Origin of the sequence: Pseudomonas sp. 51_B (assembly GCF_017491595.1) — a bacterium.
In the GTDB taxonomy this organism is placed as follows: Bacteria; Pseudomonadota; Gammaproteobacteria; order Pseudomonadales; family Pseudomonadaceae; genus Aquipseudomonas; species Aquipseudomonas promysalinigenes.
In genome coordinates this window covers 20,914-32,701 of sequence record NZ_JAFGYW010000033.1, presented here as the reverse complement: position 1 = coordinate 32,701, position 11,788 = coordinate 20,914, and the positions used below count along the sequence as shown (strand labels likewise).

Genomic DNA, 11,788 nt, shown 5'->3' with positions numbered 1-11,788 from the left:
GCGCCGCGCGGGCGGCGCTCGATCTCACAGGCGCCCAATCCCTACAGCCATACCCTTCGCAGCACCACCCCCATCCCTAAAAACCCCACCACCAGCACCGCACCGATGAGTAAAGCCGTGACAGAAAACTCACTGGCGCAGTGCCTCAGGCGTATCGACATCCCGCAGCACGCCGGCATCCTCAACGTCCAGCCTGACGCAACTGTGCAGGTTGGCCCTGACGACCGAACGCGCCCCCTCATCACCCGACAGCCGCACCAGCGCTGGCCAGAAATCGCGACCGAACAACACCGGGTGCCCCTGCTGCCCGCCATGACAAGGCAGAACTATCGTTGACTCACCGGCCTTACTTGCAAGCAGGCCAAGGGTCGCTGGCTCCACCCAGGGCATGTCCCCCAGCAGAATCGCCACCGCCTGCGCCTCACTGTCGACCAGCGAAGCAGCGCCAGCCGCCAGACTGTGGCCCATGCCAAGCGTGTAATCTGCGCTGGAGATGACCCGGCATGCCGATGGCAACCCCAACGCCTCGCCCCGCTCACCGTCACGCAACACCACCCGCACGTCATCGAATACCGTGCAGGCAAGTTCGACGCTGTGCACCAGCACGCTTCGCCCATCTGCCATCAATGCCCGGCGCTTGTCACCCCCAAAACGCACGCTGCTGCCAGCCGCCAGCACCAGCGCCACCACGCTCACAGCGCATCTCGCGCGATGCCATTGCGCAGGCGCAGAATATCGGCAAGCACCGCCAGGGCGATCTCGGCCGGCGTCTTGCTGCCCAGATTGAGGCCGATGGGCGCGTGGATCCGCGCCATTTGCTCGTCACTCAAGCCGCCAATGCGGTGCAGGCGTTCACGACGCTTCTCGGAAGTCGTCATGGAGCCCATCACGCCGATATAGAACGCTTCAGTACGCACCGCTTCGAGCATGGCGAGGTCGTCTATTTTCGGGTCGTGGGTCAATGCAACCACCGCCGTGTCGGCATGGCAACCGCCATTGACGATGAACTCCGAGGGCAGCTCCCGGCGCACCTCGATGCCCTCCAGCAGCACGCCCTCAAGCACTTCTTCACGGGGCTCGCAAAGGATGACCTCAAAGCCCAGGCTTTTGCCGAACTCGGCACAGAAGTGCGCGACACTGGAGTAGCCTGCCAACAGCAAGCGCTGAGCCGCACCGACACGCAAACGCACTTGGTTGCCCTGGCGCTCCACCCGCGGCCCCTGATCGCGGTCATCGAACAGCTGACGCTGGCCTTGCGGCAGGCGCACCTCGCGCAACAGCCGGCGCTGGCCGCGCAATGCGCCTTGCAGCTCACGCAGGTGAGCCTGCACGTCACAATCGGCGGCCAAGTTTTCCACCAGCACCTCGAGTACACCGCCACAAGGCAAGCGAATGCTCGATCGCCGGTCGCTGCCATCGCCATAGCGCACGATGGCTACCGGCTCGGGAAATTCACCCTGCCCCACACGCTCCAGGAAATCTTCTTCCACGCAGCCGCCAGACAGCGACCCCAGCCACTGGCCGTTCTGGTTGACCGCCAGCAGTGAGCCCGGCGCCCGAGGCGCCGAGCCGTAAGTGGCCAGCACCGTGCACAACCAAACCCGCTGACCGCTCAAGGACCACTGCAAGGCCTGACTGATGACTTGAAGATCCAGATGCTGCACGTTTACTCCGTTTTTAGCTCCGCGAGCTGTTGCAGGCTCAGGTCGCCGGGCAATCCACCCCAGGCCTGGCGCAGGTAGTTGACCATGTCCGTCACTTGCTGGTCGTCGAGTTTGTCGGCAAAGCCCGGCATCGGCTGCATGCGCTCGAAGCCGGTGAACTGCTGCTCAGCAATGCCGTCGAGAATCGCCTTGACCAAATTGCGCGAGTCGCTCTGGCGCAGCACCGTGTTGCCTTGCATGGCCACGGCGATGTGCGGTTTGCCCTCACCCTCCACCCCGTGACAACCGGCGCACACGTTCAGGTACTGCTGACGCCCACGCTTGGCGCTATCGTTGAGCTGGGCCAGCGGCACCGGCTCCACCAGCCGGGCCTTGGGCGGCTGATCACCCAGCAGGTAGGTGGCCATGGCCGACAGGTCAGCGTCTTGCAGATACTGCGTGCTGTGGTGCACCACCGGGTACATCTCGTTGAACATGCTGCCTTGGGCACTGATACCGTGCTTGAGGAACGTGGTCAGGTCCGGCTGGGTCCAGCCCCGCTCGGCCAGGTCCTGGGCCAGTAAGCTCGGCGCCAGGTAGCCCATGAGCAGGCCTCCGGTAAAGCGCTTGTCCTGTTGCAGCGCGCCGATGGGGTTGCGCGGGGTATGGCACTCGCCGCAGTGGCCCAGCACTTCGACCATGTACTGCCCACGCTGCCAGACTGGGCTCTTACCTTCGCCCGGCTGCAATTGCACGCTCTTGCCGTACAGCATGTTCCAACCGGTCAGGCCCAGGCGCACATTGAACGGGAAGCTCAGCTTGGTTTCTGGCGCCGGACGGTTGATCGGCGCGCTGGTCATCAGGTAGGCCAGAATGGCGTCGGAGTCTTCACGCTTGATCAGGTGGTACGAGGTGTAGGGCATCGCCGGATAGAGGTTGGCGCCATCCTTGCGCTTACCCTCGGTCACTGCTGCGAAAAACTCGTCAGGCGTATAGCTACCGATGCCGTACTGCTTGTCCGAGGTGATGTTGGTGCCATAGATGGTGCCGAATGGCGAGTGAATCGGCAGCCCTCCGGCAAACGGCGCGCCGCCTTCGGCCGTGTGGCAGGCCATGCAATCGGCGGCACGGGCCAGGTATTCACCGCGCCTGACCTGAGCCTCGTCGGCGGCGTGGGCAAGCGAAACCACAGCGAGCCCCAGTGTCATTACCAGCGTGTTGCGAACCAAGCCCATGCTCAACCCTCCTTGACCAGGCCGAGATCATTGAGCACGGCGCGGGTGGCGTCGTAATAGCGCACATAACCGGTGCAACGGCAGATGTGATGGCCGAGGCTCGCCTCGATGCGGTCTTGCACCTCACTCTTTTTCAATGGCTGGCGCTGGGCGGTTTCCACCAGCACGGTGGCGGCATTGACGAAGCCTGGGGCGCAGTAGCTGCATTGGAAGGCGAACAGGTCGACGAACTTCTGCTGAATCGGGTTCAGGGTCAGGTTACCCGCCTCGTCCTGCTTAGCATGGCTCTCGATGGTGCGCACTTGCTTGCCTTCGAAATAATGTGCGCCGGTGATGCAGGTACGCACCTCCTCGCAGGTGCCGTCGGGGTTGTCGACGATCACCACACAGGCATGACAGATGCCCTGCCCGCAGCCCAGGCGGGAACCGGTAAGGTTCTGGTGTTCGTGCAGGTAGTCGATCATCGCCAGGTCATCAGGGACCTCGACCGGGCCGACCGGTTGACCGTTGAGGGTCAGTTGCAGTGGACGGTTAGCCATTGAGGGCCTCCTTGATGCGGGCTGGGGTGATGGGTAGATCGCGTACGCGCTTGCCAATGGCATGCGCCACGGCGTTGCCGATGGCACCGACGACCGGGATCATCACCACTTCGGCGATGCCTTTGGACGGGTCGGTCGGTGACAGCGGCGGGAGGATTTCGCTGGTCTGCTCCCACACCGCCACATCCCGTGCATGGGGCAGCCGGTAGCGGTTGAAGTTCCAGTCACCTTCACCGGGCCCACCTTCGTGAAGCGGCATTTCTTCGGTCAACGCATGGCCAATGCCCATGGCGATGCCGCCTTCGAGCTGGCCTTTGACCAACTCAGGCACCAGCACGCGGCCACACTCGACCCAGCTGTGGTGGTTAAGCACCTGGACTTCATGGGTGCCCTTGTTGACCTTGATCTCGACGATGGTCGCCACGGGGCTGTAGTAAGTGACCATGGCATTGTTCAGTTGAGTGACTGGGTAAGCGGCGTTCTGCCGGTCGAGCAAGTGATACCCATGGCTGCTCATCTGCGCCTTCTTGGCATTGACTGCACCGTCACCGTACTTCACCGCAACGGCATCGAGAGGGAAGCGCTCGCGCACGCCATCGATAACAAAGTCGGCCTCGGCCCAGCTCCAGCGGTTGAAACCATGCACGCTGACGCCGGTCACCAGGCCCATTTCGTGGGCCTTGCTTGCCAACTGGGCGAACGGGATCGGCGCCAGGCCGTTGCCGGTCAATTCGCCGTTGACCCATACCGCATTCTCACGGCGCACCACCAGCGGGTTGGCCTGGCCGCCGTGCGGGCCTTGGCTCCAGATGGCCATGGCCGCCGGCCACAGGCCGTGATTGAACAGCACGCGGGCTGCTTCACGGGTGGCATGGCTGAAATAGAACGCCGAGTTGGTGGCCGAGGACGGCGAGGCCAGCTTGCCGACCCAGCGCGGGTTGCGCAGCGCGGCGTCCTGATCGGCCTGGCTGATCAGGTACGGGTTGCCACTGGTGGTCAACTGCAACTCCGGCCATTCGGTGACCGCGGTCTTGACCTCATCGGCCGAACGGCCAAGGAAGTCACTGACCACCAGCGCCTGGGAGGTGGACATGCCCGTGCCCAGTTCGGTGCCGATATGACGCAGGCTGATGCGCCCGTCGGCGCTGAACTCGACACTGGCCATCGGCGCCTCGGATCCGGTGCCGAAGTCTTTCTGGCAGATGGCGAAGCCGACGCCGTACCAATGGTCAGGGTCTTTGGCGTCCATCTGCTGCTTGCGCGCATCGCGGTTGCGCCACCACTCGTGCACAGCAGCCTTGTCGAGAATCTCATAAAGGCGAAGCGCACCGGCAGGGACCGCCCCCTGGGTGTTTTTCATGCCCGACTTGAGCGCATTGGCGCGGCGCAGGTCGATGGCATCGACGCCCAGGCGACCGGCGACTTCGTCCACCATCATTTCGGTAGCGGCCATGCTCTGCAAAGTGCCGTAGCCGCGCATGGAGCCTGCCTCGACCCCCCGGGAGAAGTAAGCGGTCACCGACAGGTCATTCTGCGGCATATAGTAAATCGATTGCGCTGCGGTGGCGCCCACCGCAGCCACTGATGGGCTGTAATTGATCCGCCCGCCCCCGTCGCAGCTCATGTCGGCGCGGAATATCTTGAAACTGTTGTCCTTCTTGTCCACCGCAAGTTGGTAACGGATATCGAAAGCATGGCGCTTGATGCCGCTCTGGAACTGCTCGTAGCGGTCGTTGGCCAGTCGGATCGGCACCCCGGCGCCATATAGGGCAGCGACAGCCGCGTAAAAGACAAAAATATTGTTGTCTTTGGAGCCGTAGCCCACGGTGTAGCCCGGGTGCATGTTCAGATTGTTCAAGGCAAACCGAGACGGCTTGATCATGTGCACGCATTCCTGCGCCACCTCGAACGGGCACTGGGTCGCGACCACGAAGTGCAGCGTGCCGCTGGCTGGGTCGTACCAGCCATTGCCATTGTCCGGTTCGAGCGCAGCAGGCTCGATCGACGGCGTTTTATAGCGCTCGTCGAACACCAGCCAGTCCTCAGGTGGGTTGTCCAGCTGCTCGCCCATGCGCTTGGCATAGAACAGCCCCTGCTCGGTGAGGTCGCCGTGCTGATTGGGCGATTTGGACCACACCGGTTTGCGGTTGAGGATGGTGGGGAACAGCATGGAGTTCTTCAGGCTCGAGAACTCGTCTTCGTCAAACGGCGTGGCCCCGCCAACGCGCACGAAGCGGAAGCTGCCATACGGGTCGCGCTGGTAGAGCGGTGCCTGAGCGCCGTACTGAATGGCCTTATCGTTGAACTGCAGCTTGCGCTTGGCCTGGCGGAACCGCTCGAAGTCGTGCCAGATCAGGATCGCCACCGGGTGGCCGATGAACATCGGCACCTGCCCAGGCGGCAGCAGTGGGTCGGGCGAATGCGCCTCTGGCCAGACGATGCCGTCTTTGGCCAGGTCAGCTGCGGTGACTACACGATCCGGCTGCAGGTCGTTGCCCAGCAGGCTCAAATCATGGCCGGCATAGATACGGTCGACCTTGGTCGTCTTGAGCAGCAAAGCATGGCCTTGCCGGGTAGGCCAGCCGGGCATGTCCTTGGCGCGTATGTCGCGTGCGAAGACCTTGTTGCCACAGACCTTGGACAGCGCGTCATTACGAAAACGCGCTTTGCCATCGTGGCTCATCCATTTTTGCGGCGAGGTGGTGACGCGCTCCTCCATCAGTGCGGCGAATGCCTGGCTGCCAAGTGGCGCCATGGTCACGCCGACACCAGCGATCAGGCCGCCTTGCAAGAAGGCGCGCCGGGAAATATCACGGTTGGACATGCTTGATCCTCTGGGCAGAAGAGTTTCTGCCCATCTTTTTTGATTCTTGTGCGGGGAACTTGGCAGGGATAACGCCTTGTTGCCTAAGCCATAGAAATTGACTCTCGCGTCAACTTTACAACAAGAGAGCGAGCATAAGCAAAGTCAAGCCGACAATATGTCGCGGTATGTCTAAGCCCGACATACCCTGCGTTAGCAATGGCTTAGGCAGTAACGGTTAACCTTGAGTTAATCGACCAGAGCCAGCATGGCCACCACTGCGAAACACCAAGGCGAATACATGCGCACCCTCCTACTACTGCTGACGTTCATGCTGGCCGGCCCTTTGCAGGCCAACCCATTCGACGTCAAACCTGATTTCCTGCCAGTCAACCAGGCGTTCGTGCTGACCCACGACCGTCAGGCCGATGGCCAGATGCGCCTGTATTTCCAGATCAAACAGGGTTACTACCTGTACCAGAAGCGCCTGAAGTTCGACGGCCTGGCCATCGATCAGCAACCGCAGTTACCAGCCGGGCTGAATCATCACGACGAGTTTTTCGGTGACAGCACGGTCTACCGTGACCAGCTCGAACTACTGATCCCGGCTAGCGCCCAAGGCCAGCTGCAGCTCGGCTGGCAGGGGTGTGCCGATGCCGGGCTGTGCTATCCACCGCAGACCACCACCATCGACTTGGGCGGCGACGACGCCCCAGCCTCCGAGCAAGCCAGCGACCAAGCACTGGCCAGCGGCTTGCAGAGCGCTAGCCTGGCCTGGAGCCTGCTGGCATTTTTTGGCCTTGGCTTGCTGCTGGCGTTCACGCCCTGCTCGCTGCCGATGCTGCCGATACTCGCAGGCTTGGTCCTAGGCAATGGCGCTAGCGCAAGACGTGGCTGGCTTTTGGCCGGTGTCTACGTCTTGAGTATGGCGCTGGTCTATGCGGCTTTAGGTGTGGTCGCAGCGCTTCTAGGGGCCAGCCTGCAGGCGTGGTTGCAGCAACCCTGGCTGCTGGGAAGCCTGGCTGGCCTGTTCATCCTGCTCGCCCTGCCGATGTTCGGCGCTTTCGAACTGCAACTGCCGGCCGCCCTGCGCGATCGCCTCGACCGCGCCGGGCAAGGCACGCGCGGTGGCAACCTGTATGGTGCAGCGTTACTCGGTGCGTTGTCCGGTTTGCTGCTCGGCCCATGCATGACTGCACCATTGGCAGGTGCGCTGCTGTACATCGCGCAAAGCGGCGATGTGGCGCAAGGCGCCTTGGTGCTGTTCAGTCTTGGGTTGGGCATGGGTGTGCCGCTGTTGCTGCTCGTGACACTGGGCAACCGTTATCTGCCACGTCCTGGGGCATGGATGGAGCGGGTCAAAGGCGTATTCGGCTTCGTGTTCCTGGCCATGGCCCTGTACACGGTGCGCAGCCTGCTTGCAGCACCTGTGGTGTTGGCCCTGAGCGGCGCCTGGCTGATTGCCTTGGGCTGGGCGGCCTGGCCAGCGCTGCAACGCTTGCCGGCGCTGCGCGCGTTACCGCTGCTGGGGGCATTGTGGGGAGTGTTGCTGCTGGTCGGTGCGGCCGCTGGCGGGGACAACCTTTGGCAACCGCTGCGGCCTTTGGCCGGCAGTGCAGTCAGCACACGGCTGGCAGAACCCGACGAGCCTTTCGTCACGGTCAGCAGCCCCGAGGCTTTGCAACGTGAACTTGATACGGCCAAGGCCCGCGGGCAGTGGGTCATGATCGACTATTACGCCGATTGGTGCGTGTCGTGCAAGGTCATGGAAAAGCAAGTGTTCAGCCGCCCAGACGTTCAGGCAAGCCTGGCGGGCGTGCATTTGTTACGCCTTGACGTAACGGCCGACTCCTCCGCCAGCCGTGCCCTGCTGCAACGCTATCAAGTCCCTGGTCCACCGAGCATTGTCTGGCTCGGACCAGAGGGTGACGAACGCCGTGCAAGGCGTATCACTGGCGAAGTGGACGCGGCTTCATTTGTGCAACATTGGACCCAAACCCGGAGCCAAGGCTGATGCTGACGGTAACCCTCGGGCCGCTGACCATGGCCCTCAATCACCTACTGATGCTCACCGCCCTGGGCGTCGCGTGCCTGGTTGGCTGGTGGGCCGCTCGGCGTGGCGGCCAGAGCCCGGAGTCGGCGTTGTTCAATCTGTTCCTGGTCGGCCTGCTGTGCGCACGTGTGGGTTTCGTGCTGGCCTACTGGCCGATGTACCGCGGCGACTGGGTGCAGGTCATCGATATCCGTGATGGGGGTTTTCTGCTCTGGTCAGGCTTGGTCGGCATCGTGCTGGCCACCCTGTGGCAGGGCTGGCGCCAGCCCGGCCTGCGTCGCCCGCTGGGCTGGGCGCTGCTGAGCGGGGCACTGTTCTGGGGCCTGGCGAGCCTGGGCAGCCACCTGTACAGCAAAGGCACTGCCTTGCCCGAGCTCACCTTGCGCAATGCCGCAGGCCAATCCGTAGCCCTGCGCAGTTACCGTGGCAAGCCGTTGGTGATCAACATCTGGGCCACCTGGTGCCCCCCTTGCCGGCGGGAAATGCCCGTGCTGCAACGGGCCCAAGGCGAATACCCGGATGTGACCTTCCTCTTCGTCAACCAAGGCGAGACGCCGGAAATCGTCACCACCTTCCTTGCCACCACCGGGCTTAGCCTGACCCATGTGCTGTTCGACGGCACGGGCGCACTGGCTCAGCGAGTAGGCTCCATGGCCCTGCCCACCACCCTGTTCTACGACGCCGATGGCCGCCTGATCGGCAGCCATCTGGGCGAACTGTCGCGGGCCAGCCTGCGCCATGCCCTGGAACCCTTCGAGCGGGCCAAAGCGCCCGCCACTGCCGCACAAGGAAACTGACATGCGATTGACTGCCCTGATTCCCCTGTCCATGGCCCTGCTTGCCGCCCCGCTGGTGCAGGCCGAAAATCTGCCCAAGCCGATCCAGCAAATGCAAGCCAAGGGCGCCGAGATCAAGGGCGGCTTCGATGCGCCCAACGGTCTGCGCGGCTATGCCGCCCAGTACCAGAACAATGCCCTAGCGCTCTACCTGACCCCGGATGGCAAGCACGTGCTGGTCGGCAGCCTGTTCGACGAGCAGGGCAAAGACCTGAGCGCCGAACCTTTGCAGAAGCTGGTGTACGCCCCCATGAGCAAAGCACTGTGGGCAAAGATGGAGAGCGCTGCCTGGATTGCCGACGGCAAGGACAGTGCACCGCGCAAGGTCTACCTGTTCAGCGACCCGAACTGCCCGTACTGCAACATGTTCTGGGAGCAGGCTCGCCCTTGGGTGAAATCAGGCAAGGTGCAGCTGCGCCATATCATGGTTGGCATCATCCGCGAAGACAGCCCAGGCAAGTCAGCGGCGCTCCTGGCAGCCAAAGACCCGGCCAAGGCGCTGCATGATCATGAGAAAGCTGGCAAGGCGAGCACTTTGAAGGCGCTGGACAAGGTCCCGGAAGCCGTGCAACAGAAGTTGGCGGCTAACATGGCGTTGATGGAAGAGATGGGATTGCAGGCGACGCCGGCGATCTTTTACCAAGACGAGCAGGGTAATTTGCAGAGCCAGCAAGGCGCGCCGCGGCCGGAGTTGCTTGGGAAGATTCTTGGTAAGCGCTGACCCATCGATTGCCTGACCGAGCTATTCGCGGGTGGGTACAGGCGGTGCCGTTTGATCGACATGACTAAAAATCACTTGGCACCGCAAATCTGAAGTAACTCGCAACAATTATCATGAACCTAGCCTCATTGCTCCAAGCGCTTATCTACCACATTCTGCCACCAGACCAATTTCAAAAAAAAGGAGATTTCGCACAGGAAATTAATCATAGGTCCTACAAAAAATTACGCTCTCTGCAGAATAAATTCAAAACACTGAACTTCAAGCGACAATTCCTATACGAAGCATCTTACAAATAGCCTTACCGGCCAATCACAGCTTCAAAGCACGAGCGTACAATTCTTCCTACTGTGATATTGACAAGCAAGACCAAAGCCTCAACTCTGTAGCCACCGCAGCAACACAACTACCATAACTCTCGTTTAGGTGAAGAATCGGGCCCGCGCGTCAGATCTCCCTCGACCACTGCGAGCGGCCTTCCCATGAAAAATTACTCGACACTTATCCTGCTCAATACCAAGAAGATTCTAGGCATCACGCGTATCCTGACCCTGGAACATCTTCGAGAGCCCACTTCTGTGATGTGGTCCGCCATAGCGCCTTGCATTCTTTTTTTACTAACGCAGAATCACACTGAAGCAGAGCTGGCCCAAATCGATTTTTACATCGCCCGGGCCTCATGGTTCCTCTCCTACATTTCAGCAAACGTTGCTTTTTTTGGATTCAGCTTTTACCTGATCGGCAGAAGAGAAAGCGGCTTCACGAGATCCTTCATTTACCAACGCGGTGCCATTGCACGCTTCCTGGCAGCGCACTTCCTTAGTTACTCCACAGTCAGCCTGATTTATGCAGGAGTCTTCTATTTAGCCACCAAACTTCCCTATGGTGATTATCAGGCACTGGAATTGATCTACCTGAGCGCATGCTTTTACACCAGCTTCCTTATATTCAGTTGCATTGGATTGGTAGTCGCCTCACTGCCTATCAAATTCGACACTGCCAGCACGTTGTTTTCACTGCTCTCGTTTCTCATGCTGCTCTCTGGGTACGTGGGAAATACGCAGGCAAACTCTACACCTCATGGCGTGCTTTCTTTCAACCCCCTGCTCCTGAGCAGCAAAATTTTCACCCATGAAGCGCCCTTGCTCGCATGCTTCTTGATAGCGCTTAGCGGTTTGCTAACCGGGCTTTATCTCACGGGACGAAACTTCAGAATTCAGCCAGTTTGGAGTAGGTACTAAGTGAACATTCTCAACCTGGAAAATCTGTGCTTCAACTATGACGACCTGTCGCTGCTGAACAATATCTGCCTCAACCTCGAAGCTGGCGAACTGATAGGCATCCTGGGCAGTAACGGCGCCGGCAAAACCACGCTATTTGATCTCATCTGCAGATTGAAAACACCTTCGAGCGGAAAAATCATCAATGCAGCACGGCGACAGGCTTATCTTACGCAAATCCTGACACCACCCCCTCTCCTGCGCATGAACGAAACGGGCGAACTCATCAGGCATTTGAGTTCAGATGCCTCGCCCAGCCAGAGCGAAATCTCAGCCCGTTTGACTAAATGGTCACCGTCACTTTACAAGCGGTATAACTCCATATCCCAAAAAAAAGTGGCTCATTGCAGTTATGGTGAGGTCCGCAGCTTCTTCACGCTGACGCTCCTGCTGCTACAAAGTGAGTTGATTATCCTCGATGAACCCACAGCAGGCGTTGACGCTGAGTTTCGACATTTCATATGGCTTGCCATCCACAGCGCACGTCAGGAGGGCGCAAGCGTGTTGGTGTCATCGCACTACACCGAAGAAATTGCGGCAAATTGCGATCGTTTCTACTTGCTCGCAAATCGACAGCTCAAGAGTTTCGCCAGCGGCGCGCAATTCATGGCGCTTTATGATGCTTCATCACTCGATGAAGCATTCATAAAAGCCTCCGTGCATGGGGACTGACAAATT

Annotated in this window: 10 protein-coding genes; 5 read left to right on the top strand and 5 right to left on the bottom strand. The window is 60.5% G+C overall.

Features of this window, described 5'->3' with window-relative positions:
- Positions 1–129 precede the first annotated feature (129 nt).
- Genes J5M56_RS22005 through J5M56_RS21985 form a run of 5 tightly spaced genes read right to left on the bottom strand, consistent with a single transcriptional unit; the run spans position 130 to position 6,241 of the window.
- Complete coding sequence (locus J5M56_RS22005; RefSeq protein ID WP_207937791.1) at positions 130–696, bottom strand: nucleotidyltransferase family protein; 567 nt, start codon at positions 694–696, stop codon at positions 130–132.
- Positions 693–1,664 (bottom strand): XdhC family protein, encoded by a 972-nt coding sequence (locus tag J5M56_RS22000; RefSeq protein ID WP_207937790.1) that lies wholly within the window; start codon positions 1,662–1,664, stop codon positions 693–695. Before J5M56_RS22000 ends, J5M56_RS22005 begins: the two co-directional genes overlap by 4 nt.
- Before the next feature lie 2 nt (positions 1,665–1,666).
- Positions 1,667–2,878 (bottom strand): cytochrome c, encoded by a 1,212-nt coding sequence (locus J5M56_RS21995; protein WP_207937789.1) that lies wholly within the window; start codon positions 2,876–2,878, stop codon positions 1,667–1,669.
- A gap of 2 nt (positions 2,879–2,880) precedes the next feature.
- Positions 2,881–3,417, bottom strand: a complete 537-nt coding sequence (locus J5M56_RS21990; RefSeq protein ID WP_060480595.1) for a (2Fe-2S)-binding protein — start codon at positions 3,415–3,417, stop codon at positions 2,881–2,883.
- On the bottom strand, positions 3,410–6,241 hold the full coding sequence (locus J5M56_RS21985) for a xanthine dehydrogenase family protein molybdopterin-binding subunit (protein WP_207937788.1): 2,832 nt from the start codon (positions 6,239–6,241) through the stop codon (positions 3,410–3,412). The genes J5M56_RS21990 and J5M56_RS21985 overlap by 8 nt, the downstream gene beginning before the upstream one ends.
- A gap of 280 nt (positions 6,242–6,521) precedes the next feature.
- On the opposite strand from J5M56_RS21985, the gene dsbD reads away from it, so the two are divergent.
- The 5 genes from dsbD to J5M56_RS21960 all read left to right on the top strand — a co-directional run bounded on the left by dsbD (position 6,522) and on the right by J5M56_RS21960 (position 11,782).
- A complete protein-coding gene (gene dsbD, locus J5M56_RS21980; protein ID WP_207937787.1) occupies positions 6,522–8,234 on the top strand; it encodes a protein-disulfide reductase DsbD in 1,713 nt (570 codons plus the stop codon).
- The gene (locus tag J5M56_RS21975; RefSeq protein ID WP_186479014.1) at positions 8,234–9,070 is read left to right on the top strand and encodes a TlpA disulfide reductase family protein; all 837 of its coding nucleotides are present in this window, start codon (positions 8,234–8,236) and stop codon (positions 9,068–9,070) included. The genes dsbD and J5M56_RS21975 overlap by 1 nt, the downstream gene beginning before the upstream one ends.
- A 1-nt stretch (position 9,071) precedes the next feature.
- Positions 9,072–9,830, top strand: a complete 759-nt coding sequence (gene dsbG, locus J5M56_RS21970; RefSeq protein WP_207937786.1) for a thiol:disulfide interchange protein DsbG — start codon at positions 9,072–9,074, stop codon at positions 9,828–9,830.
- A 482-nt stretch (positions 9,831–10,312) separates the two neighbouring features.
- Positions 10,313–11,071, top strand: coding sequence for a hypothetical protein (locus tag J5M56_RS21965; RefSeq protein ID WP_207937785.1), 759 nt, complete (start codon positions 10,313–10,315; stop codon positions 11,069–11,071).
- Positions 11,072–11,782, top strand: a complete 711-nt coding sequence (locus tag J5M56_RS21960; RefSeq protein WP_207937784.1) for an ATP-binding cassette domain-containing protein — start codon at positions 11,072–11,074, stop codon at positions 11,780–11,782.
- The last annotated feature ends 6 nt before the right edge of the window (positions 11,783–11,788 follow it).

Excerpts from the sequence above, each read along its gene's own strand:
- dsbD (WP_207937787.1), top strand. The coding sequence starts at position 6,522 with ATGCGCACCCTCCTACTACTGCTGACGTTCATGCTGGCCGGCCCTTTG.
- J5M56_RS21995 (WP_207937789.1), bottom strand. The coding sequence starts at position 2,878 with ATGGGCTTGGTTCGCAACACGCTGGTAATGACACTGGGGCTCGCTGTG.
- J5M56_RS21985 (WP_207937788.1), bottom strand. The coding sequence starts at position 6,241 with ATGTCCAACCGTGATATTTCCCGGCGCGCCTTCTTGCAAGGCGGCCTG.
- J5M56_RS21965 (WP_207937785.1), top strand. The coding sequence starts at position 10,313 with ATGAAAAATTACTCGACACTTATCCTGCTCAATACCAAGAAGATTCTA.
- J5M56_RS21990 (WP_060480595.1), bottom strand. The coding sequence starts at position 3,417 with ATGGCTAACCGTCCACTGCAACTGACCCTCAACGGTCAACCGGTCGGC.
- J5M56_RS21975 (WP_186479014.1), top strand. The coding sequence starts at position 8,234 with ATGCTGACGGTAACCCTCGGGCCGCTGACCATGGCCCTCAATCACCTA.
- dsbG (WP_207937786.1), top strand. The coding sequence starts at position 9,072 with ATGCGATTGACTGCCCTGATTCCCCTGTCCATGGCCCTGCTTGCCGCC.